This window comes from Dasania marina DSM 21967 (genome assembly GCF_000373485.1).
GTDB classification, from domain to species: Bacteria; Pseudomonadota; Gammaproteobacteria; order Pseudomonadales; family Dasaniaceae; genus Dasania; species Dasania marina.
Map to the genome: position 1 here is coordinate 263514 of NZ_KB891586.1, position 23701 is coordinate 287214.

The 23701-nt window shown below is 48.9% G+C and carries 20 protein-coding genes; 4 read left to right on the forward strand and 16 right to left on the reverse strand.

The window, feature by feature from the left end:
* Positions 1-83: 83 nt before the first annotated feature.
* The 4 genes from B067_RS0114075 to B067_RS0114095 all read left to right on the forward strand — a co-directional run bounded on the left by B067_RS0114075 (position 84) and on the right by B067_RS0114095 (position 6454).
* Entirely contained in the window at positions 84-1823 is a 1740-nt protein-coding gene (locus B067_RS0114075; RefSeq protein WP_019530727.1) for an amidohydrolase, read from the forward strand.
* 293 nt (positions 1824-2116) lie between these two features.
* Entirely contained in the window at positions 2117-4114 is a 1998-nt protein-coding gene (locus tag B067_RS21390; RefSeq protein ID WP_169335580.1) for an ATP-binding protein, read from the forward strand.
* Positions 4115-4169: 55 nt separating this feature from the next.
* Positions 4170-4703, forward strand: coding sequence for a DUF2058 domain-containing protein (locus B067_RS0114090; protein ID WP_019530730.1), 534 nt, complete (start codon positions 4170-4172; stop codon positions 4701-4703).
* Positions 4704-4804: 101 nt separating this feature from the next.
* Entirely contained in the window at positions 4805-6454 is a 1650-nt protein-coding gene (locus B067_RS0114095; RefSeq protein ID WP_019530731.1) for an acetolactate synthase large subunit, read from the forward strand.
* A 1001-nt stretch (positions 6455-7455) separates the two neighbouring features.
* On the opposite strand, the gene B067_RS0114100 is transcribed toward B067_RS0114095, so the two are convergent.
* The 16 genes from B067_RS0114100 to B067_RS0114175 form a co-directional block, all read right to left on the reverse strand.
* Entirely contained in the window at positions 7456-8949 is a 1494-nt protein-coding gene (locus tag B067_RS0114100; RefSeq protein ID WP_019530732.1) for an aldehyde dehydrogenase, read from the reverse strand.
* Positions 8950-9120: 171 nt separating this feature from the next.
* Positions 9121-10125, reverse strand: coding sequence for a lipoyl synthase (lipA, locus tag B067_RS0114105; RefSeq protein WP_019530733.1), 1005 nt, complete (start codon positions 10123-10125; stop codon positions 9121-9123).
* Between the two features lie 57 nt (positions 10126-10182).
* A complete protein-coding gene (lipB, locus tag B067_RS0114110; protein ID WP_019530734.1) occupies positions 10183-10839 on the reverse strand; it encodes a lipoyl(octanoyl) transferase LipB in 657 nt (218 codons plus the stop codon).
* Positions 10840-11115: an HP0495 family protein gene (locus B067_RS0114115; RefSeq protein ID WP_026244663.1), complete on the reverse strand. Its 276-nt coding sequence runs from the start codon at positions 11113-11115 to the stop codon at positions 10840-10842.
* A gap of 21 nt (positions 11116-11136) precedes the next feature.
* On the reverse strand, positions 11137-12300 hold the full coding sequence (locus tag B067_RS0114120; protein ID WP_035802274.1) for a D-alanyl-D-alanine carboxypeptidase family protein: 1164 nt from the start codon (positions 12298-12300) through the stop codon (positions 11137-11139).
* A 76-nt stretch (positions 12301-12376) separates the two neighbouring features.
* Entirely contained in the window at positions 12377-13129 is a 753-nt protein-coding gene (locus B067_RS22270) for a septal ring lytic transglycosylase RlpA family protein (protein ID WP_019530737.1), read from the reverse strand.
* 8 nt (positions 13130-13137) lie between these two features.
* Entirely contained in the window at positions 13138-14124 is a 987-nt protein-coding gene (mltB, locus tag B067_RS0114130; protein ID WP_019530738.1) for a lytic murein transglycosylase B, read from the reverse strand.
* Positions 14125-14224: 100 nt separating this feature from the next.
* Positions 14225-15370, reverse strand: coding sequence for a rod shape-determining protein RodA (gene rodA / locus B067_RS0114135; protein ID WP_019530739.1), 1146 nt, complete (start codon positions 15368-15370; stop codon positions 14225-14227).
* Complete coding sequence (gene mrdA, locus B067_RS0114140; protein ID WP_019530740.1) at positions 15360-17252, reverse strand: penicillin-binding protein 2; 1893 nt, start codon at positions 17250-17252, stop codon at positions 15360-15362. Before mrdA ends, rodA begins: the two co-directional genes overlap by 11 nt.
* 50 nt (positions 17253-17302) lie before the next feature.
* Entirely contained in the window at positions 17303-17770 is a 468-nt protein-coding gene (gene rlmH, locus B067_RS0114145; RefSeq protein ID WP_019530741.1) for a 23S rRNA (pseudouridine(1915)-N(3))-methyltransferase RlmH, read from the reverse strand.
* Positions 17770-18102, reverse strand: a complete 333-nt coding sequence (gene rsfS, locus B067_RS0114150; RefSeq protein WP_019530742.1) for a ribosome silencing factor — start codon at positions 18100-18102, stop codon at positions 17770-17772. The genes rlmH and rsfS overlap by 1 nt, the downstream gene beginning before the upstream one ends.
* Before the next feature lie 45 nt (positions 18103-18147).
* Positions 18148-18801: a nicotinate-nucleotide adenylyltransferase gene (nadD, locus tag B067_RS0114155; protein ID WP_026244667.1), complete on the reverse strand. Its 654-nt coding sequence runs from the start codon at positions 18799-18801 to the stop codon at positions 18148-18150.
* A gap of 20 nt (positions 18802-18821) precedes the next feature.
* Positions 18822-20078, reverse strand: coding sequence for a glutamate-5-semialdehyde dehydrogenase (locus B067_RS0114160; RefSeq protein WP_020700311.1), 1257 nt, complete (start codon positions 20076-20078; stop codon positions 18822-18824).
* A gap of 124 nt (positions 20079-20202) precedes the next feature.
* Positions 20203-20790: an LON peptidase substrate-binding domain-containing protein gene (locus tag B067_RS0114165; RefSeq protein ID WP_026244668.1), complete on the reverse strand. Its 588-nt coding sequence runs from the start codon at positions 20788-20790 to the stop codon at positions 20203-20205.
* Positions 20791-20811: 21 nt separating this feature from the next.
* Positions 20812-21066 carry a YkgJ family cysteine cluster protein gene (locus B067_RS0114170; protein WP_019530746.1) on the reverse strand — a complete coding sequence of 85 codons (255 nt, stop codon included), beginning with the start codon at positions 21064-21066 and terminating at the stop codon, positions 20812-20814.
* 28 nt (positions 21067-21094) lie between these two features.
* On the reverse strand, positions 21095-23668 hold the full coding sequence (locus B067_RS0114175; RefSeq protein ID WP_019530747.1) for an MMPL family transporter: 2574 nt from the start codon (positions 23666-23668) through the stop codon (positions 21095-21097).
* Positions 23669-23701: the final 33 nt, after the last annotated feature.

A 23701-nucleotide genomic window follows, 5' to 3' on the forward strand; every position in this document is an offset into this window, starting at 1 on the left:
ATAGCCAAAACGCTTAGAAGCGATTATATTAAACCCTCAAAATAAGCTTTTACTTACGAAAAATAGAATAGCCGGAGCCTTCCATGACAATCCTCAACCCAAGCCATCTCAAACAGTTGGGGCTAACTGCCCTAAGCTGTGCCCTAGCCGCTTGTTCACCCGGTACCCCGCCGGCCACACAGCTAGCTGCGGATTTAGTGTTAAGCAACGCCAAAGTCTATACCGTCGATGAGCAACAGCCCTGGGCTGAAGCCGTAGCCGTAAAAGACGGCAAAATCGTTTTTGTAGGCAGCAATCAAGACGCCAAGCAATGGCTAGGCGATGATACCCAACAGCAGGATTTGGCCGGCAAAATGTTACTGCCCGGATTCATAGACTCCCATGCCCACCCTGCCGCCGGTGGCGCTTTTGTACGCAGCCTATCGCTAGATACCTATGCCAACCCCGAAGACTGGGTTAAAGCTGTAGCGGGTTACGCCGCAGCCAATCCTGAATCCCCAATCCTCTTTGGCTATGGATTTTTAGCTAGCGCCTTTGGCCCCGAAGGCCCCACTGCCGCTTTATTAGATCAGGCTGTTGCTGACAAACCCGTCTTTATTATGGATGAAGGTTTTCACGGTGGCTGGGCTAACACCAAGGCCATGCAGCTATTAGGCATTAATAAAGATACCCCCGATATCATGCCCGGCTTTAGCTATTACAAACGTGACGCACAGGGCAGCCCCACCGGCTACTTCCTAGAAGACGCTGCTACCGCAGCCATGGATAAACTAGATGTTATTAATGCTGATAGCGTTGCCCTAGGTACTGCAGATGTATTCGACATAATGAACAGCTACGGGATTACCGCCGTGTTTGACGCTGGTGCGTTAAGTGTAGGTGATATCCAAATTGACATGTTGGACAAACTCTATGAACAAGGTGACTTCACCGTGCGCATGGTGGGCTCACACGCCGCCATGACACCCGAAGGCTACGATACGGCAATAGCGCAAGTACTAGAAAAAAGAAAAAACACCAAACGCCCCCTGTATCACATCAACACCTTAAAAATTATGGACGATGGCACCATAGAAGGTCGCACTGCTGGTATGTTTGAGGACTACCAAGGCGAGCCGGGCAATAAAGGTACCCATGTATTTACTCAAGCACAAATGGACCACATGGTCACCGAAGCCACCGCCAATAATGTGGATGTGCACATACACTCTCTAGGCGAGCGCGCTATCGCCGATGCTTTAAACGCCATCGAAGTCGCCAAAAAAGCTTACCCCAACAGCACTAGCCGCCACGCTATTTGCCATGTGCAAGTGATACGCGATCAAGAAATCAAACGCTTCGCCGAGCTAGGCGTCACCGTACAAAGCACCCCGCTGTGGGCCTCTTATGATGACTTCGGTGAGCAATTTGTTAGCAAGGACCAGTTTAACCGCTATTTCCGTTTTAACAGCTTCAAACAAGCGGGCATAAAAATGGCCTTCGGCAGCGACTACCCCGCTACCGGTGCGGGCACCTTAGGCATGTCGCCGCTATTTAATATGGAGATAGGCCACACTCGCCAAAGCGCTGGCGAACCCAACGCCAAGGTACAGCCCAATATTAAAGAGCGCTTAGACCTAGCCACACTGATACGCGGCTACACTATAGAAGGAGCTTACCAAATGCATATGGAAGATAGCATTGGCTCCATTACCGTAGGTAAGTTCGCGGACTTTGTGGTGCTAGAAGATAATATTTTTGAGGTAGCTACGCACGAAATACATAAGATCAAGGTTGCTCAAACTTACTTAGGCGGAAAAGTGGTTTATCCGGCCGCGAAATAAATCGAAATAACCTGTACTACCATAAACATGCAGCATTTTGGCTGCATGTTTATTTTTACCACCAAAAAATATTTACCCCCCCCCCTAGACTTACGGCCTCATTCGCGTCGCAAAAGTTAATCATCAGTGGACTAGCCGAGCTACTCTATCTATATTGATTAAAAAATTCTTAGTTTGAATACGCAGCGACATAATTAAAACACATGCCTCATTACAGCCATCCCATTTCTAACACCCTATTTAATAAACTTCCGGGGGCCGCCTACCGCTGTAAAAACCAACAGCCGCGTAGCATGATAGAAGTTACCGACGGCATCAAAAACCTTACCGGTTACAGCGTAGCTGATTTTATTCAAGATCAACTGCCCCTAAATAACTTAATCCACCCCGACGACCAGCAACCCTGTTGGAATGAAATTCAAACAAAGCTTAGCCAGAAAGCTGAATACGATATTGAGTATCGCATCATCAATAAATCGGGAGAGACACATTATGTCTGGGAGCATGGTGTAGGGGTATACGATAATGGCCAGCTCACCGAACTAGTAGGCTTTATTAGTGATTTAACCCCAAAAACCAAACAACTAGAAAAAACCAAACAACATCAACAGCTTTTATTATCACTAGCCAGTAGCAAGCATTTAGCCTTAGGCGAACTCATACCATTTAATCAATTGCTTGCTGAGCAATCAGCACTAACCCTTAATGTTGATAGGGTTAGCTTATGGCTATTCAACCAGCAACAAGATGCCATAGACTTAATTAATCTGTACGAAAAAAGCAGCCGTAGCCACTCCAGCAATATAAGCTTAGCTGAAGCCGATTATCCCGAATACTTTAAGGCCGTACGCGTAGGCCGCGCGATGGACATTAGCGACATAACTGAAGACCAACGCACCCAAGAGTTTATCCCTGCCTACGCGCCCAAAACTGGGGTCACCGCCATGTTAGATGTCAGTATACGCCTAGCGGGTGAAGTCATAGGGGTGATCTGCTACGAAATGGTAGGCCATGCTAGGCGCTGGGCCATAGAAGATATAGCCCACGCCAGTGAACTCGCCGACCTAACGGCCCAGCTTATCGCCAATAAAAAACACATAGAAGTAGAAAGTAAAATTATCGAAGCCAATGCCGCCAGCAAAGCCAAAAGCCAACTACTAGCCACCATTAGCCATGAAATACGCACCCCCATGAATGGTGTACTAGGCATGGTAGAGCTGCTCTACGCCACGCCACTAACCCCTCAACAGCAATCTTATTTAGACACCATACGTGATTCCGGCGGGCTATTGCTCACCATTATTAACGATGTTTTAGACTATTCAAAACTCAATGCCGGCAAACTACAGCTCATCACCAGCCCCACAGCTATTCATGAGTTATTTAGTAGTGTGATTTGGCTATTGCAGCAAACTCATCACAAAAAAATCGAGATTATTCTAAAAAAAGAGCAGGGATTACCCGAGCATCTCATGCTAGATAATCACCGGCTTAAACAAGTGCTGATGAACTTAATCGCCAATGCCCTCAAGTTTACCGAGCAAGGTAGCATTACCGTTAGCTACGGCGCGCTAGATCAACAGCAGTGGTTTTTTAGCGTGACCGATACCGGTATAGGTATAGACCCCAAGACTATCCCCCTACTGTTTGAGCCCTTTGAGCAAACCCTCAGCCGCGGTAATATCACTGAAGGCACCGGGTTAGGTTTACCCATATGCAAAAATATTGTCGACTTAATGCAGGGCAGCATAAAGGCCAGCAGTGCCTTGGGCAAAGGTACTAAAGTCTTAGTTACTCTGCCTATGCACCCGGCTCCCCAACCAAGCATACCAGCTGACAACAAGGGCATTTTATCGACCAGCCTACACTCAAACCAGCAGCACAACGCACCGCTCTTGAACGTCTTAGTTGCCGAAGACAACCCCACCAACCGCTTGGTTATACAGGGTTTGCTAACACAGTGTGGTATTAGCCCCGATTTATGCGCTAATGGTTTAGAAGCGTTAGAAAAATTTCAGCACAATAAAGGCCGCTACGACCTAATATTGATGGATTGTGATATGCCGGTAATGGATGGTTTCACCGCCAGCCGCAAAATCAGGCAGCTGAGCTATGCCAGCAGCCATTTACAGATTGCGGCGTTAACCGCTCATGCCCTAAGCGAGTTTAGGCAACAAGCCTATGAGGCAGGCATGAATCACTACCTCACCAAGCCACTTAAACTGAGTGATTTAAAAAACTTACTGCTAAACTTAGAACGCCTTCCCAAAGCCACTAGCCCTATTGCCTAGCTAGGCGGCATTACCGATAATACCCCCTATTCACAGCGCTATATAAGGTTGCCGCATGGCCTCACTACAAGATCAATTACTGAAAGCTGGCGTAGTCGACGCCAAAAAAGCCAAAAAACTCAAGCAGGAACAGCGCAAGCAAGCCAAGCAACAACCCAAGGGGAACGCACCGCAGGATGAGACTAAGCAACTGGCACAACAAGCTCTGGCCGCAAAAGCTGCAAAAGCAAAAGCGCTAAACAAGCAACAACAACAGCAGGCTGAGCAAAAAGCGATACAGGCACAAATTATTCAATTGATTAATAACCACCGTATCGCAACGGCGGATGGCGACATTGCCTATCAATTTACCGATGGTAAGAAAATTAAAAAAACCTATATCACACCCTTACTGCAAACCCAGCTCAGTAAAGGTTTAATTGCTATCGCTAAACTCGGCGATAAGTACCACTTAGTGCCTGCCGTGGTTGCCGATAAAATCAAACAACGCGATGCCTCTGTGATAGTGCTAATCAATCACAAACAAGAAACCATAGACGAAGACGATCCCTACGCCGATTACCAAATACCCGATGATTTAATGTGGTAACCATTAGCCGTAAATCTCACCACTAGAAAAGATGCTTATAATTCATACGCTTATCTAAAATTAGTCTATGCTCAAACTATTAATCAATAGCAGGAGCAAGTATGAAAGCGTCAGACCTAATGGTGAAATGCCTAGAAGAAGAAGGCATAGAATATATTTTTGGTGTGCCCGGCGAAGAAAACGCCGACTTTATGATGTCGCTGGAGCACTCCGAGCAAATACGATTCATCCTCACCCGCCACGAACAAGGCGCGGCCTTTATGGCCGAAATCTACGGCCGCCTTACCGGCAACCCCGCTGGCTGTTTAGGTACCTTAGGCCCAGGGGCAACCAACTTAATCACCGGTGTCGCCGACTCGAATATGGATAGGGCGCCTATGCTGGTATTAACTGGCCAAGCGGCCTCCACCCGCCTGCATAAAGAATCCCATCAAGTCATGGATGTGGTGCATATGTTTGAGCCTGTCACCAAATGGGCTACCACTATTTGGCACCCCGAAAACATCCCCGAGATTATGCGTAAAGCGGTACGCCTAGCGCGCACTGAAAAGCCCGGCGCAGTCCATATAGAATTACCCGAAGACATAGCCAAGCTACCCTGCGATAAAACGCCATTACCGGTGCAAAAATATCGCCGCCCAGTGCCTGCCGATAAAATCATGGACCAGGCTTTTGCTCGTATTAAGCAGGCCAAAAACCCTATTATTATTGCCGGCAATGGCTGTATACGCCGCCGCGCCAGCAAGCAATTACGACTGCTGTGTGAAAAAACCCAAATCGGTGTACTCAGCACTTTTATGGCTAAAGGCTCAGTCGATATGGACGCGCCCTACTGCCTATACACCATAGGCCTAGGCGCTAAAGACATACCGGCCTGCGCCATAGACGCGGCTGACTTAGTGATCACTCTGGGCTATGACATGGTGGAATACCATCCTAAGCTGTGGAATAACGACCGCGCCAAAGACATCGTACACATAGATTTTTTACCCGCTGAAATTGATGAAAACTATCAACCGCAAATTGAAGTAGTCGGTGATTTAGCCCATGCCCTGTGGATGCTAAATGAGCGCATCGATGCCGAAGGCTACAGCTTTGACACCACTAGGCAGCAGGCGGTACGCCGTGACATGACCGATGATTTAAATCATTACGCCGACGACATTACTGAGGGCATTATTAAACCCCAAAAAGCCCTGTGCGATGTTAGAGCGGTAATGGGCCCTCACGATATTTTGCTATCGGATGTAGGCGCGCACAAAATGTGGATAGCGCGGCACTACCAATGCCACGAACCCAACACCTGCTTAATCCCCAACGGTTTTTGCTCTATGGGCTTTGCCCTACCCGGTGCCATAGCGGCCAGCTTGGTACATCCCGACCGCAATATTTTAGCCATAGCTGGCGATGGTGGCTTTCTGATGAACGTGCAAGAAATGGAAACCGCCTATAGGCTTAACTGCAATATGACAGTCATGGTTTGGGAAGATGGCGGCTACGGTTTAATTGCCTGGAAACAAACCAACGAATTTAACAAACACACCGATCTATCCTTTACCAATCCCAATTGGCTACAACTGGCCTCTGCCTTTAACTGGCACGGCCACCGCGTAGAGAATAGCGTCGACTTAAAAGCAACATTGGCAAAAGCCCTCGCGGAAAAAGGCCCCAGTTTGGTGGTTATCCCCATAGATTACCGTGAAAATATGGCCTTAACCGAACGCCTAGGGGAAATGAGCTGCCCTATATAAAAACAGACTAATAACAAAAATAAAACACGCACGATGCTGAGGTTAAAGTTTTTAACTCCGCAATAGCACAAGGTCATTGCTCCATGATGGCGGCCCTCCGGGCTGCCTTCACTCTCGACTGAGCCCGGCCCCCTGCGGGGAAAGCGGCCGGTCTCAGTCGCTCCCTCAGCGCTCATCTTTAATATTCCGCAATAACCTTGCGCCATTACCTGTATATCGTAGTGACATCACACTGCATATTTCTTAGCGAAAAAATTAAACACGCGTGATGCTAGAGGGGTGAGCCGGGTGCTGTCGCGAAATATCAAAGGGCTGGCCGCGGTAGCGGATGAGACAGCGCAGCGCTTTAAGGCTCAGTAGCGGACACGGGAACCCCGGAGGGGCCAGACCATGTAGCGGCGGCACTCGGCTCAGCCCTCGATACTAGTAAAGCATTGTGTTGGCCCAAATTGTTGCCAGTCGTAAAATCCGAAAACACAATGCTTATCTTGCTGGTCTGGCTAAGGTTTTTTAACCCGGCAATGGCCCAAGGTCATTGCTGCATGATGGCGGCCCTCCGGGCTGCCTTCACTCTCGACTGAGCCCGGCCCCCTGCGGGGAAAGCTGCCGGTCTCAGTCGCGCCCTCAGCGCTCATCTTTGATATTCCGCAATAACCTTGCGCCATTACCTGTATATCGTAGTGACATCACACTGCATATTTCTTAGCGAAAAAATTAAACACGCACGATGCTAGAGGGGTGAGTCGGGTGCTGTCGCGAAGTATCAAAGGGCTGGCCGCGGGAGTGGATGAGACAGCGCAGCGCTTTAAGGCTCAGTAGCGGACGCGGAAACCCCGGAGGGGCAGACCATGTAGCGGCGGCATCCGGCTCAGCCCTCGGTTTAAAGCGCCGTAAGCTCAAATGGATATTTCTCACAGGCAATAAAAAAGCCCTTACCTAGGTAAGAGCTTTTTCACTGTTAAACTAGCGACCTTCACACGATCGCTATTACGCAATATGAATCAACTAATATCGAACCAAGTGGATTTCAATTCACTGTAATCATCAAAGGCGTGCAAAGACTTATCACGGCCATTACCTGACTGTTTAAAACCACCAAAGGGCACGGTAATATCACCGCCAAAATAATTATTCACCCATACTGAGCCCGCTTCTATTTCAGCGGCCACTCTATGGGCGCGGCCCAAGTTATTAGTCCAAATACCGCAAGCTAAGCCATAAATAGAATCGTTGGCTATGGCCACCGCATCGGCTTCGTCTTTAAAGGGGATAGCCACTAACACAGGCCCAAACACTTCTTCTTGGGCGACTTGCATTTGGTTATTCACGCCTTTAAAAATAGTCGGTTCGTAGTAGTAACCGCCCGCAACCACTTGTGCAGCTTTACCGCCACACACTAACTCAGCACCTTCTTTGCGAGCGACATCCACATAATACTCAACCGTGTCGAATTGTTTTTTATCAATTAACGCGCCCATTACCGTGCTGGGGTCTAAGGGATTACCGGGCATGTGCGCTTTGGCTGCTTCTGCCACCTTAGCCACAAACTCATCGATAATCGACTCTTCTACCAATAAGCGTGAACCGGCGGTGCAGGTTTCACCTTGGTTATAGAAGATAGCCATCGCAGCCATTTTAGCGGCTTTATCTAAATCGGCATCGGCAAACACGATATTGGGTGACTTGCCGCCCAACTCTAAGAACGTACGTTTCAAGTTAGACTTAGCTGAATACTCCATCAATAACTTGCCCACTGGCGTAGAGCCGGTAAAGGTTTGGCCGTCTATATCCATGTGCATGGCTAACGCCTCACCCAAGCTGCCACCAGGCCCAGGTAATACCTGTAACACGCCATCGGGTAGACCTGCTTCTTTGGCCAAGCCTGCTATGCGTAACGCTGTTAAAGGGGTATTAGAGGCGGGTTTTAAAATCACCGAATTACCGACTGCTAACGCTGGGCCTAACTTCCAAGCCGTGGTCGCTAAGGGAAAGTTCCAAGGGACTATGGCCACGACTACACCTAAGGGCATACGCGTAACCAAACCCAGCTCACCAGGGCCGGTAGGGGCAATTTCGTCGTAGACTTTATCCACGGCTTCGCCATTCCAGCGCAGGGTGTTAATAGCGCTAGCTGAGTCTACGTAGAGGGTATCGGAAATAGGTTTGCCGCAATCTAGGCTTTCTAACAGCGCCAGATCTTGTTGATGCGTTTCTAATAAGTTAGCCCAACGTACGATGACTTTTTTGCGCTCTGCCGGTGCTAGCTTAGACCACACCCCCGAGCGATAGGCCTGACGTGCACCCTTAACTGCAATCTCGGCATCTTCAGGGCCGCAGCAGGCTATGTCTGCTAATTTCTGGCCATTGGCCGGATTAATATTGACGGTGGTTTTACCTGATAGTGCATTAACGTATTCACCGTTAATAAAGGCACGACCTTCAATTGTGAGTTCAGCTGCGCGCTGTTGCCAATCCGCTAGGGTTAAATCACTCATAAGCTTACCTATTTATTATTGAATAAATTTATTATTAACAAGTGTTGTGTCTGTGCTGCTAGGGGCATGCTACTAGGGCTGTGCTAGCTGCCACTAACGGGTCAAACTAGCACAGCCCCTCAGCGGGGACAACACCTACAATACGGTATTCAATAGTAGGAAAAACTCTGTTTACGCTTGTTTAAACAGGCTGTCATCTACCTGTTTGTCGGCGTGGTAAGAAGACCTCACCATAGGGCCACTGGCCACACTCTTAAAGCCTAATTGCTTGGCAATTTCACCAAACTCATCAAACTCTTCGGGGGTAACATAGCGCTCTACTGCTAAGTGATCTTTACTAGGCTGTAAATACTGGCCCATGGTAATCATGTCTACATTATGAGCGCGCATATCTTTCATCACTTGGATCAGTTCTTCGCGGCTTTCACCCAAACCTAACATCAGGCCAGATTTGGTCAGCACATCGGGGCAGCGCACTTTGAAATTTTTCAGCAGGTCCAGCGACCACTGATAATCGGAGCCAGGGCGTATTTTTTTATACAGGCTGGGCACCGACTCTAGGTTGTGGTTAAACACATCGGGAGCATCTTTGGCCAATATATCTAGTGCGATATCCATGCGCCCGCGAAAATCGGGCACTAATGCCTCAAAGCGTATACCGGGGCAGGCAGCGCGGGTTTCACGTATACAGTCGGCAAAATGCTGAGCACCACCATCGCGCAAATCATCACGGTCTACCGAAGTCACGACTACGTATTTAAGCTGTAAATCACCTATGGCGGCGGCAAGCTCTTTAGGCTCGTTTTCGTCCAAGGCATTGGGGCGGCCGTGGGCGACATCGCAAAAGGGGCAACGACGGGTGCAGATTTCACCCATAATCATAAAGGTGGCAGTACCGCCGCTAAAGCATTCGCCCAAATTGGGGCACATAGCCTCTTCGCACACGGAGGCCAGCTTATGTTTGCGCAATAAATTTTTAATACGGGTGACTTCTTTACCCACCGGCATTTTAGCCCGTATCCAGTCGGGCTTTTTGAGCGTCACTTCAGTAGGTATGACTTTAATCGGGATGCGCGCCATCTTATCGGCACCGCGTAATTTTTCACCCTGCACTACTTTTTTCGGCGCTGCCTTTTGAGCACTGGCCGTTGTATTTGTTTGATTTTGTTCAGACACGTTGCAACCACTAAGTTAAGAGTATGTAAGTAAGAGTAAGGGAGCGCTGTTATCGCTCTAGATGATTTGGCTGGCATTATACCCAAGATCAGCCATTAATACGCCCAATAACTGTTCAGCTATAGGCTCTACGACTAGGGGCTGGTTGAGCTCCTGGGCCATATTCGTCACTGCCATACCCGCATAACCACAGGGGTTAATACGAGCAAAGGGCTGCATATCCATATCTATATTGAGGCTAAGGCCATGAAAACTGCGGCCCTTGCTCACCCGCAGGCCTAGTTGCGCGATCTTGGCGCCCGAGGCTACATACACACCGGGGGCATCGGTTCTAGGGTTGGCGACTATACCCTGCTGGGCTAGCACGGTGACTAGCCCCTGCTCGATCACCGTGACTAATTGCCTAACACCTATACCCAAGCGCTTAATGTCGATTAACAAATAGGCGACTAACTGCCCGGGGCCGTGATAAGTCACCTGGCCGCCTCTATCAACCTGCACTACCGGTATGTCTCCGGGGGCTAAGATATGCTCGGCCTTGCCGGCCTGACCTTGGGTAAATACCGGCTGATGTTGTAACAACCAAATCTCATCAGCTGTTTCTGGCCCTCGCTGCTGGGTAAAGTCCTTCATGGCCTGCCACACCGGTACGTAATCCACTATACCCAAATGCTTGACGACCAAAGGCTGGCTGGGGGCTACCGCGGAGGCCATTTACAAAACCATTTTAACGCGGCCCGATGCCTTTAATTCGACAAATATAGCCTCTATCTGTGTCACACCGGTGGCAGTAATGGTAATGGTCACCGACTGAAAACTGCCTTTGCCGCTGGTTTTTACTTTCACCGTGTCACGCTCTAGCTCGGCGTGTTTAGCCATAGACTCCAGCACAAAGTGCTCAAAATCTTCTGCCGCGTCACCCAACACCTTAATCGGGTATTGGCAGGGGAATTCTATCTTCGGCCGTTGATCTTCGGGTATATCCGACATATCCATGCTTATAGTACTACCCTAGAAAATTAATAACTGTTTAAAAAACAACACAATACCTGCCCACAGGCGCTTGAATAGGCCGCCTTCGTCTACCGACGCTAAAGCCACTAAAGGCTCTTGCAGCAGGGTTTCACCCGCTAAACTCACCACCAACTCACCATAGACTTTACCCTTGGTAACCGGGGCCTTAATAGTTTCATCAATATTGAGTACCGCTTTTATCTTATCCTGCTGGCCGCTGGGGATAGTCAGGTGGATATCGCGACTCACGCCTAAGCTTAGGCTGTCGCTGTTCCCAGCCCAGACTTTGCTATCGGCCAGTACGGCTCCGGCATCGTAAAGTTTATGGGTTTCAAAATAACGGAAACCGTAAGATAGCAGTTTTTGCGTTTCTCGCTCTCTCGCCGACTCGCTGCTAGCGCCCATCACTACCGTGATCAAACGCATATCATTGCGCTTGGCTGAGGTCACTAGGCAATAACCTGCCTCACTAGTGTGGCCGGTTTTTAAACCATCCACGCTGGGGTCTTTAAACAATAAACGGTTACGATTGGTGGTGCGTATATTGTTGTAGGTGTAGTCATGCTGGCTGTACAGGGCGTAGGATTCTGGGAATTTTAAAATGGACTGGGCCAATGTCGCCAAGTCACGGGCCGTGGTGTAGTGCTCGGGATCTGGCAGGCCATGGGCATTAACAAAGTGGGTGTTCTCCATGCCTAATATTCGCGCATGCTGGTTCATCACATCAGCAAAAGCTGCTTCGCTGCCGGCCAAGTGTTCCGCCACGGCGACACTGGCATCGTTACCCGATGAAATCACTATACCCTTATGTAACTCACTTAAGGATACTTGCTTGCCCACTTCTATCCACATGAGCGAGGAACCGGCAAATACTGGGTTTTGTGCCCAGGCACGCTGACTGATTAACACCTGATCATCATTATTAACATTGGGATTATTTTTTAAATCGTACGACAGCACATAGCTGGTCATCAGCTTGGTTAAGCTGGCTGGCGGTAAACGCTCATCGGCGTTGTTTTCTACGATCACCTTGCCACTGTTAGCGTCTATTAACAAATAACCTGAAGCGGCAATCTGCGGCGGTGCGGGGATAATAGCTGGCCCGGCCATACTGAGGCTGGCTAAAGTAACAAGGCAAAAAAGAAACGCAATATATCTCATAATAATATGTATAAACCCACTAGGAATGGTGAGGTGAATGGAGTAACAGGATGGTAACGGAAGTCAGCGTGTTGCGCTACTCGCTAATCAATCTGGGTGTAGCCAGCTGCTTGCTGCGCAGCTCGCTATCTAGCTGCTCCACCCTTGCATAATCTACAAAAGGGCCCAGTAGCACACGATAAAAGCCGGGGATTTCACTGGTGATAACACTGGCCACCTCGCCGGTTTCTCGGGTTAAGGTATCGCGAAAATTCTGTGCTGAAGTCAGGCTTTTAAAGGAGCCTGCCTGTAAATAATAGCGCTTGCTCGCTGACTCGCCAGACAGGCTCATAGGATCTATAGCCTCTACCCGCAACCTAGCCGTGCCCTTATGGGCATAACCCAGCTTAATCGCTGCAGCGTAAGACAAGTCGATAATTCTGTCGCCGTGAAAGGGGCCTCTATCGTTAACCCGAACAATAATCTGTTTACCGTTTTCTACATTGGTGACTTTAGCAAAGCAGGGTATAGGTAAAGTTTTATGGGCTGCAGTGGCTTCATAAAGGCTATACACCTCGCCATTAGCCGTGTTTCTGCCGTGAAACTTGGTGCCATACCAAGAGCCTATACCTTCCTCCACATAACCTTTTACGCCAGGCAGCAGATGATAGGTTTTACCCAACACCTTGTAAGGGCTGCGATTACCAGCGGTGGTAATCGGTTCGCGCTTAGGCACAGCATCGCTGACCTGCTCGGAGCTTAACAGTATGGGGGGTGCGCTGTCTTTAGCCTCAAACACCGTACAAGCCGATAGCATGATCGCCATCACCACAATAAAAAAACGTTTCATGTTCACGATTACTTAATACTTTCACTGAGTTGAAATACGGCCATCGCATACAATGCGCTGTGGTTGTAACGGGTAATCACATAAAAGTTTTTAAAACCTATCCAAGCCTCATCACCCTGCTCGCCCTGTAAAATCATCGCCGTAGCTAGGCTATTAGCGGCCACGTTAAAATCAGCCTGGTAACCGCCCGTTGCTAAATCCTGCAAACTCAGTGTGGGCTTTAATGCCTGATTGGCTAACTCGCGATTAGTTTTATCATTGATGCGGGCCGTCACTGTCACCGCCTCGCCCGCTCGCCAACCATGCTTGTTAAAATAATTGGCAACACTACCTATGGCATCGATAGGGTTATTAATAATATCGGCAACGTCATCGCCATCAAAATCCACCGCGTAATGGCGGTAGCTGCTGGAAATAAATTGGCCAAAGCCCATGGCACCAGCATAGGAACCCATTAACTCTTCAGCTTTAAAGCCCTGCTCTTTAACCAGTAATAAATATTGCTCTAGTTCAGAGGTAAAAAACGTACTGCGAGGCGGGTAATCAAAAGCTAGGGTGGCCAAGGCGTCCAATACTCGGTGCTTACCTTTATGATGGCCGTAACGGGTTTCTACCCCGATGATGGCGGCGATAATATTCGCGGGCACACCAAACTGTTGCTCAGCTCTAGCTAGGGGTACTTTGTACTCTTGCAAAAACTCACGACCTTGCGCAATGCGACTCTCATCTAAAAAAATCTTGCGGTAGTCTTTCCAGGTCAACACTTTTTCAGCTGGTCGCGAGATCGCATCCAAAATAGATTGTTTGCGCTCTGCCTTGGATAACAGATCATTGACATAGGCTTTATCAAAACCGTGCTCACTAACCATACGCTGCACAAAAACCTGCGCCTGTTCATGGTTTTTATAATTAGCCTGCAAACTCGCGCTAAGGCATAAAACCATGGCCGATATAGCTATTTTAACAACGGTTTTTTTGCGCATTTTTTTACCCACGGAGTACACCTACACTAAGAGCTTACTGTCACTATCGTGGCGTCAGCATAACACAGCAACACTGCGCCGATAGGAACTGGTTTAAACTTTTACTAACATTTTATTGATCGATAATTCTTTTTTCTGTACTGATGGCCATTAACAAACCAAAGCCCACCATCAAGCTCACTACCGAGGTGCCTCCTTGGCTAACCAAAGGCAAAGGCACCCCCACCACTGGCAACAAACCCGACACCATGCCCATATTTACAAACACATAAACAAAAAAAGTCAGGGTAATACTGCCCGCTAATAAACGGCCAAAACAGTGCTGTGCTTTATATCCTATCCACAAGCCGCGGCCAATAATCAGCAAATATAGGCCTATTAATATCAACACGCCTTTTAAGCCTAATTCTTCTGCAAGCACAGCAATAATAAAATCGGTGTGACTTTCCGGTAAAAAATCCAATTGTGACTGAGTGCCATTCAACCAACCCTTGCCATCAAAGCCGCCCGAACCTATCGCGGTTTTGGATTGAATAATATTCCAACCCGCCCCTAATTTGTCGCTTTCGGGATTTAACATAGTGAGTATGCGCTGCTTTTGATAGTCGTGTAATACAAAATGCCACATCGGATACGCAGCCATCACTAATAATCCTAGAGCACTGGCTATATAGGACCAACGTATACCCGCGAAAAACAACACGAATAAACCCGAGGTGGCAATTAAGATAGAGGTCCCCAAGTCTGGCTGTTTTGCGATTAACAAGGTAGGCACGACAACAATGATTAAGCTAATCAGTACATGACGCAAACTGGGCGGCAATACCCGCTTAGAAAAATACCAAGCCGCTGCCATAGGTAGCACCACTTTCATTAATTCGGCGGGCTGAAAACGAAGGCCGCCCAAGCTTAACCAACGCTGCGCACCTTTTGCGCCCACACCAAAAAACGGGACTAAAATTAGCAAAATCACACAGGCCACATAGGCCGCTGGCGCCAGCCGCTTGATACGCTCCACATCAAACTGGGCAATAATAAACATCACCGCATAGGCCAGCATAAAAAAGCGCCCCTGCTTGTATATCACACTCATATCTTGGCCGCTGGCACTGTATAAAACAAACAGTCCAGCCGCTGTTAACACTAACAATAACAGCAGTAGGGTGGGGTCTATATGTAGGCGCTGCCAAATGCTGTTGCGACGTACCAGCTCGGAGCCAGCGCCAGGCATTTGTCGCACAAAATCGCTATGACTCATTAGCCACCTCTATTTTCACCGTATCGCTGGACGCGTTATTGAGCATGCCCTGATCAATTAACCAGGCATCAAAAACTTTTCTCACCACAGCGGCGGCAAGACTACTTTTCTCACCATTCTCTATAATCACGGCCACCACAATTTTGGGCTTATCAACGGGCGCGAAGCCTACAAATAAGGCATGATCGCGCTGCCGTCGTAAAATTTGATCCGCGTCATATTCCTCACCCTGCGCTATACCGATTACCTGCGAGGTACCGGTTTTACCCGCCATACTAAAACGGGCGCCGCGACGTATGCTGTGGCCTGAACCGCGTATGTTGTCAATCACCTGGGCCATCGCCTGCACCACCGACTGCCAGTGCTGAGGCTCAACGTCTATATAAGGTTTCTCTTCAGCGGCCTGTAACTGATCACCCTGCTGGCGCAGTAGCCGCGGCACAAAGTTTTGGCCACGATTGGCCACAGCGCTAAATGCCGAGGCCAATTGCAAGGGTGTTACCAACATGTACCCTTGACCTATACCTACGTTTAAAGTTTCACCGGGGAACCAAGGCAGCCGTTTCATTTGCCGCTTCCAGGTTCTTGAGGGCAATAAACCTTCGCGCTCATTGGTGTTATCGACCTCCACCTTACTGCCTAAACCAAAGGGCTGAGCAAAATCATGGATGCGATCTATACCCAACCGATAGGACAAATCCCAAAAATAGGTATCGCAGGACTCCGTAATCGCCTGCTCCAACTGCACATACTCACCGTGGCCACGCTTACGCGTTTTCCAGGTCCAGTCGCGGTATAAGCGATCATCATTGGGCAGTTGGTACCAACCGGGATCGCGTACTTTTGTGCTGGGGGTAATCACCTTGTAGTGCAAGCCTGCCAAACCAAAGATAGGTTTAATAGTAGAGCCCGGAGGGTACTGCCCTTGCAGAGCGCGGTTAAATAAGGGCAGATCTAAGGAGTCACGCAATTGCCCATAATCGTTGTTGCTAATGCCGTTAACAAATAAATTGGGATCAAAACTGGGGGTACTTACCATCGCGAGAATACCGCCATTGCGCGGGTCTATAGCGACAACGGCACCGCGTTCACCCGCTAAGGCATCGTGAGCCACTTGTTGCACATGGGCATCTAGGTGCAGGTAAATATCGACACCGGGCTCAGGGTCTTGTCGCTCTAACACTCTGAGCACCCGGCCACGGGCATTGGTTTCTACGTTTTGGTAGCCCACCTTGCCATGCAGCAACTCCTCGTAGTATTTCTCTAAGCCAATTTTGCCTATATATTGGCTGCCACTGTAATTCACCTCATCAATCACCGCCTGCTCGCGCTCATTAATACGCCCTACATAACCCAATACATGGGCAAAGTATTCGCCTTGCGGGTAATAACGGCTCAGCCTCGCATCCACATCCACACCCGGTAGACGATAGCGATTGACCGCTATGGCGGCAATTTCCTGCTCGTTAAGCTGCGTTTTTAAGGTTATGGCTTGATAAGCCCGGCGGCGAGCCAACAACTGCTGAAACTTCTCTATGTGCTCGTCGTTAAGCTCGATGATGGATTGCAGCGTGGTTAAGGTTTCAGCTAAATCACCTACCTGCTCTTTCACTACGGTAAGTTCGTAGCTGGGGATGTTTTCAGCCAGTAGCACGCCATTGCGATCGTAGATTAGCCCACGCTTAGGAGGGATGGCTTGCAACTGTACCCGGTTGCGGTCGGACTGGGTGCGATAGATATCGTGATCCAGCACCTGCAAGGAAAAATAACGCCCGGCCAGCAGCAACAACATCGCCGCCACTGCCAATAACACCACCACCAACCTAGCGGCATAGATACGCTTCTCGGTGTACGGATCTTTGATGCTAACGCGTGGTGACATGCACTACAGCCAAGTTGTTATTGTTATGTTCATTGACGGAGTAAACCAAGCTATCGATGATAAGGGTGGTTACCATTGATAGTCCACGCCCTATAAAGTTGCTCGGCTAATAATATACGTACCAAGGGGTGAGGCATAGTGAGGGCCGATAAAGACCATTTTTTTTGCGCTAAGGCTAGGCACTCCGGCGCCAAACCATCGGGCCCACCTATTAATAAGCTGATGTTGCTACCGCTTTGCTGCCAGTCGCTAAGCTCGGCGGCCAGCTGTTCGGTGCTCCAGGCCTTACCCAGCACGTCCAACGCCACCACGGTATCACCCTTACCTATGGCCGCCAGCATATGCTGGCCTTCGCTGTGTATGGCGCGCTGTATATCGGCGCCTTTACCGCGCTTACCCAAAGGCAGCTCTTTAAACTCTAGCTTGAGCTCAGGGGGCAGGCGCTTTTGGTATTCATGTACACCCTGCGCTACCCAGCTGGGCATTTTGGTGCCTACGGCAATAATCCGTAAACGCATTAAGCCGGCACAGACCAGAGTTTTTCCAGTTCATAAAAGTTGCGCGCTTCTTCTAACATCACGTGTACTACTACGTCGCCAAAATCGACAAGTACCCAGTCAGAACCACTATTGCCTTCTACGCTTAGCGCTTGTAGGCCTTGTTTTTTCAGCTCGAGGTAAACATTATCGGCCAACGATTTTACGTGGCGACTCGAGCTGCCGGTACACACCAGCATATAGTCAGTAACGTTGGTTAGGCCTTGCACATCCAAGCTGACGATGTCTTTGCCCTTAAGGTCATCCAAGGCTTCAAAGGCGGCGTCTTTAATGGTTTCGGCAGTAAACTTCATGGTTGTTCTTTCCTGTTGTGGGTATAAGCAGCATGGCGAATAAGTTCACTCGCTGCGGTACAGCTGATGCTGCTCTATATAGTCTAAAACGGTATCCGGTAAGTACTGACTTACCGGCTGGCCCTGGCTCAGCGCCTGCCGTATGGCGGTAGCTGATATAGGGTAAGGGGTGAGCGTTTGCAGTAACACCCGCCCTGAAGCTTGTTGCAATAATTGTGACGGTGACGCCACCTTGTGCCGCGCTAACAGCTCTGCCACAGGCCCTTGCGTCACTAGGCTAGCCTCTGGCCTGGCCATCACAATAATGTGGGCATAGTCCAGCAGCTCCTGCCAACGATGCCAGCTATCCAAGTGGTTAAAGGCATCCACGCCCATTAGCCAACACAACACCACCTGCTCACCGTATTCGCGGCGCAGCGCTATAAGCGTGTCGATGGTATAGGATAGTTGATCGCGTTGTAGCTCACGATCATCAACACTAAGCCCGTCCAAGCCCGCTATAGCCAGCTCTACCATGGCCAAGCGCTGCTGGCTACTCACCCCGGGGCTGGCCCTGTGTGGCGGCCTATGACAGGGGATAAATTTCAACTCATCGGCCGCCAACACCTCCTTTAGCTCTTGCGCCGAACGCAGGTGGCCAAGGTGTATGGGGTCGAAAGTACCGCCCAATAAAGCAATCACAGCTTGTGGATTAGTCAAAACAGACGGCTCGCTAGGCATTATTGACGTATATGGCCATCACCAAATACGACATACTTTTGCGAGGTTAGGCCCTCTAAACCCACTGGCCCACGGGCGTGAATTTTATCGGTAGAAATGCCTATTTCAGCACCCAAACCGTATTCAAAGCCATCGGCAAAACGAGTAGAGGCATTAATCATCACCGAGCTGGAATCCACTTCACGCATAAAACGGCGGCCACTGCTGTAGTCTTCGCTAATAATAGAATCGGTATGGTGTGAGCCATAATGATTTATATGCGCTATCGCCTCATCTAAACTAGCGACTATTTTGATGGCCAATATAGGCGCTAGGTATTCGCTACTCCAATCTTGCTCAGTGGCAACTAAAGCTTCGGGTAATATAGCGCGTGTTTTTTCGCAGCCGCGCAACTCCACTTCTTTCTGCTGGTAGCCCTGCGACAGCAACGGCAATATTTGCTCGGCTACGGCCGCGTGTACCAATAACGTTTCCATGGTATTGCAGGTGCCGTAGCGGTGCGTTTTGGAATTAAGGGCGATATTGTAAGCCTTGTCTAAATCGGCAGCCTTATCGATGTAAACATGGCAGATACCGTCTAAATGCTTGATCACCGCAACCTTGGCATCGCGCGCTACGCGCTCAATTAAACCTTTGCCACCACGGGGCACTATCACATCCACATATTCGGCCATGGTAATTAGCTCGCCTACAGCCGCCCGGTCGGTGGTGCTAACAACTTGCACCGCGGTTTCAGGTAAACCGGCCTCGACTAAGCCCTGCTTAATACAGTTAGCGATGGCTTGGTTAGATTCTATTGCTTCAGAACCACCGCGCAGAATGGTGGCGTTGCCCGATTTAATACAGAGGCTGGCCGCTTCTACTGTTACATTGGGGCGCGACTCGTAAATAATACCTATCACACCTAAAGGCACCCGCATTTTGCCTACTTGTATGCCGGATGGGCGATAGCTAACCTCGCTCATCTCGCCTATGGGGTCACGTAACGAGGCCACCTGCTGTAGGCCTTCTATCATGTCGTCTATACGCTCAGAGCTAAGCTCTAGCCTGTCTAGTAAGGCGGCATCTAAATTATTGCTGCGACCATTTTCCATATCAATAGCATTGGCGGCTAACAGGCTATCGCGAGCATTAGCCAGCGCTTTGGCGGTGGCCAGCAAAGCGGTATTTTTTAGTCCGGTATCGGCGGCGGCCATCACGCGTGATGCTGCTCGCGCCTGCTGGCCTAACTCAACCATGTATGACTTTACGTCCATTGCTAACTCAACCTATGGTGTTATCCGGCTATTACTAGCCCAACTCAAAATTTGAGCGCCATTATACCTGATGAGCTAGAGGAAATAATCACTATATTGCAATGAGCAGGGCTGCTTGCGGCAATCATTCCATGCCAGCCAACAAATCCATTAAGCCTTCTAAGCGGGTGAGTGAATCTGAGGTTAACAACGAGTATTTAACTGACTCATCTATCGGTAGCAGCTGCGCCAGCACACAGCTTAGGCTCTCAACATCGTTAAGGTCGCTATCTATCTCCAAACTGGCTATATGCGGATGCTCTATTAATTGCGCCAATAGGTTTTTTAATTCAGCACTGTGCTGGGGTATAGGTATGATGGGCTCTGGCTCTATCCATGTGACCTCGGCCCGCCAGAGTTGATTTACCCGCTGCTCGGCCCGCTGTATACGGAATTTTTTTTGGCCCTCTATAACCACGACTAACAGACCATTATCTAGCGCATGCCAATCCACTATCTGCGCATAAGTGCCCACATCGGCCAGCTTAGTACCTTGCTGCTGGCTGGCCACACTGACCTCAGAACCCTGACGCAACCAAGTCACCCCAAAGCCACTATTGGTTTTGAGGCTATCCTTTACCAACTCTAAATAACGAGGCTCGAATATTTGTAAGGGCATGCGCCCCCGTGGGAATAACACCGCTTTTAACGGGAATAATGGAATATTCTCCATAAACTGCCCCGATTACTGGGTTTAAGACTGCGTCGCTAACTCTAATACTGCTATTAAGTGTAATGCCTGTTCGCGGTTATCACCACATACGCTGGCATCGGCCTGAAACTGGTCACAGAGCGCGGGGCGCTGTGACTGGCCAAACAGCTTACAGAGATTATTTTCATCCAACTGTATACAGCGCACGCCGGCGGGTTTGCCCTGAGGCATACCGGGTATAGGTGTGTTGATAGAGGGGGCTATGCAACAGGCGCCACAACCTAAGCGACACTCCATTATCCCTCCCCCATCACGACTAGCGCATTCACGGTTTTTGTTCGGCTTCCGCGCCCAAGGGCTTAAAGGTGATAATCAGCTGCGGCAATAGTAATAGCGCGCCCATTAAGGCAGCAAACATGGCCGAGGCCGTTAGCAAGCCAAAATAAATACTGGGTTTAAAGTTAGACAAGGCCAATATTGAAAAACCTAACACTATAGTCACCGAGGTGTAATACATGGCTTGGCCAGTAGACGCATGACAGCGATACATGGTGGCCATATAGTTGCGATCTTTGGCAAACTCATCTTTAAAACGGTGTACATAATGGATGGTGTCATCCACCCCTATACCGATGGTAATGGCAGCGATAGTCACCGTCATAATATCCAGCGGTATACCAATAAGGCCCATGCCGCCTAGAACTAAGCTAGCCGCTAATAAGTTGGGGGCTATGGCCAGCAGCGCCATAGTCATAGAGCGAAACAACACCACAAACATCAGCATAATACCCAAAAACACCGCACCCAGAGTGAGTATTTGCGAGCGAAACAAGCTTTGCAGCATATTGTTATACAGCACCAGCATGCCACTTAGGCGCACCTTATCCTCGGCAAAACCCAGTTCGTTAACGAGGTGCGACTTTATCTCTTTCATTAATTCATCGCGCTGCAAACTGCGACTGGTTTCTTTTACCCGTATGCTGATTCTAGCTTGGTCTATCTCTTCACTTAGATAAGGGGTAATGAGTAAATTTTGTACATCCTCGGGTAATTTTTGCTGGATTAATGCCAGCTGTATATCATCGTAACCGGGTGCCAATAGCTCTAGCATTTTACCGGTGGTCGCTAATGACATGACCTTGCCGGTTTCAGGCAGGCCATCAATATAATCATGCGCCTGCTCTATGCGCGCCAAACCTGCGCGGGTAAACCAAGTGCTGGCACTCTCGGCAGCAGCACTGTCGCCGCCAAAACCGACATCATCGGCAAAAAAATCATCTTCAAAGCTCTCCTCAAAGCCATCATCACTTAAGGCCTCGGCTTGATCTTGTGAACTAGCATCTTCAGTGCCGGCAAATATAGGCCCACTATCCTCCGCATCAATAATAATCTCTAGCGGAATAGTGCCGCCCAATTGCTCATCAATAATCTCCATGCCCTGATAAATTTCAGTGGATTTTTTAAAGTAATCGATAAAACGATTTTCCACTTTTAATTGGCTTACCCCCCAAGCACTTAAGCCTGCCAAGAGCATTGAGGCTAGTAATACTTTGGCTTTATGATGCTCGGTTATTTTGGCAAACCACAAGGTCAAGCCTGCATCGTGAGTGTCTTCATCAGTTTTAGCCTTGCTTAATACCGGTTTTTTCATTAACAGCATAATCGCCGGTAGTAACACAAAAGAGAGTATCAAGGCGGTGCTCACCCCCACTGTCATCATCCAACCAAAATCGATCACAGGCCGTATGCCACTAACTACTAGCGAAGCAAAGGCCACGTTGGTCGTGAGTGTGGTATACAAACAGGGCCTAGCCATAAACTGGGTAGTTTTTGCGACTAACTGCTGCTGGCTGTCATCGGGATAGGCATGCAGCAGCTCACGGTAGCGAACAATTAAATGTATGGTGATGGATAGAGTAATAATTAATAGCAGGGCTACAAAATTGGATGAGATCACCGTCATGCGCCAATCCAGCCAGGTAATCAACCCCAACATAAACACCACTGTGGCGAAACAGGTCGCCAAAGGCACGATTACCCAACCAGGGCGTTTAAAAATAACCGCCATAATAAAAATAATAAACAACATAATGCCGCTGCCAAAGACCACCAAGTCGCTTTTGACAAAGGCAATCATGTCTACGGCTATCATAGGTACGCCGCCTAAAAATAATTGCGCATTTCCCCTATAGCGATCCAGCACTGCCCGCACGTTAGCCACCATTTGCGCCTGCTGGTCATTAAAAATAACTGCGTAGTCTCTAAACGTTTGCTCTGCTTGCTCTAATTGCAGCTGTTGTGCTTCTGTAAAGCCCGGCTTGTAAGAGAGCACGCGCAGATCATCCCGCGCATTAAGCAGGGTAAAATAACGCTCATCGCGCTCTATATTGACTTGCAGGGCTGTGGTTTTGCTATCCTGACTGGTTAATAGATTTTTATAAATAGGGCTAGTGGTAAGCTCTTTACGGGCTAACTCTCTATCTAACTCTGGCATGCGCAGGTTCATGATGCCTTGACCGTTGGCAATACCCTCTAAGGTGGCCGGCGGACTTTGCAATAGCGGCACATCTAAAATGCTAACCACGGAGGTAATCTTGGCCAGATTCGCTAAATCCTTTTGCAGTGCATCCAATTGCGCCAATACCGCATCGGATAATAAATCCTGCTCGGGCGTATAGGTGACGACTAAATAGTCATCGGCACCATAGCGTTTATTAACTTCCCGAAAAAACTCTAAATCTTTATCACCTTCTAATACCAGCGAGTCGGCTGAGGCATCCAATTTAAAATTGGGTATGTGGCTGCAAAACCACAGCAGCACCGCCAAGGTAACTAACAGTGTGACTAAAGGCCGCTGTAGTATTAGCCGTTGATAAACCGAAAATAGACGCTGTTGCATGCCTGTCACTATCCTTAAAAAACCATAGAAGTT

Excerpts from the sequence above, each read along its gene's own strand:
- B067_RS0114075 (WP_019530727.1), top strand. The coding sequence starts at position 84 with ATGACAATCCTCAACCCAAGCCATCTCAAACAGTTGGGGCTAACTGCC.
- B067_RS21390 (WP_169335580.1), top strand. The coding sequence starts at position 2,117 with ATGATAGAAGTTACCGACGGCATCAAAAACCTTACCGGTTACAGCGTA.
- B067_RS0114090 (WP_019530730.1), top strand. The coding sequence starts at position 4,170 with ATGGCCTCACTACAAGATCAATTACTGAAAGCTGGCGTAGTCGACGCC.
- B067_RS0114095 (WP_019530731.1), top strand. The coding sequence starts at position 4,805 with ATGAAAGCGTCAGACCTAATGGTGAAATGCCTAGAAGAAGAAGGCATA.
- B067_RS0114100 (WP_019530732.1), bottom strand. The coding sequence starts at position 8,949 with ATGAGTGATTTAACCCTAGCGGATTGGCAACAGCGCGCAGCTGAACTC.
- lipB (WP_019530734.1), bottom strand. The coding sequence starts at position 10,839 with ATGGCCTCCGCGGTAGCCCCCAGCCAGCCTTTGGTCGTCAAGCATTTG.
- B067_RS0114115 (WP_026244663.1), bottom strand. The coding sequence starts at position 11,115 with ATGTCGGATATACCCGAAGATCAACGGCCGAAGATAGAATTCCCCTGC.
- B067_RS0114120 (WP_035802274.1), bottom strand. The coding sequence starts at position 12,300 with ATGAGATATATTGCGTTTCTTTTTTGCCTTGTTACTTTAGCCAGCCTC.
- B067_RS22270 (WP_019530737.1), bottom strand. The coding sequence starts at position 13,129 with ATGAAACGTTTTTTTATTGTGGTGATGGCGATCATGCTATCGGCTTGT.
- rodA (WP_019530739.1), bottom strand. The coding sequence starts at position 15,370 with ATGAGTCATAGCGATTTTGTGCGACAAATGCCTGGCGCTGGCTCCGAG.
- mrdA (WP_019530740.1), bottom strand. The coding sequence starts at position 17,252 with ATGTCACCACGCGTTAGCATCAAAGATCCGTACACCGAGAAGCGTATC.
- rlmH (WP_019530741.1), bottom strand. The coding sequence starts at position 17,770 with ATGCGTTTACGGATTATTGCCGTAGGCACCAAAATGCCCAGCTGGGTA.
- rsfS (WP_019530742.1), bottom strand. The coding sequence starts at position 18,102 with ATGAAGTTTACTGCCGAAACCATTAAAGACGCCGCCTTTGAAGCCTTG.
- B067_RS0114160 (WP_020700311.1), bottom strand. The coding sequence starts at position 20,078 with ATGGACGTAAAGTCATACATGGTTGAGTTAGGCCAGCAGGCGCGAGCA.
- B067_RS0114165 (WP_026244668.1), bottom strand. The coding sequence starts at position 20,790 with ATGGAGAATATTCCATTATTCCCGTTAAAAGCGGTGTTATTCCCACGG.
- B067_RS0114170 (WP_019530746.1), bottom strand. The coding sequence starts at position 21,066 with ATGGAGTGTCGCTTAGGTTGTGGCGCCTGTTGCATAGCCCCCTCTATC.
- B067_RS0114175 (WP_019530747.1), bottom strand. The coding sequence starts at position 23,668 with ATGCAACAGCGTCTATTTTCGGTTTATCAACGGCTAATACTACAGCGG.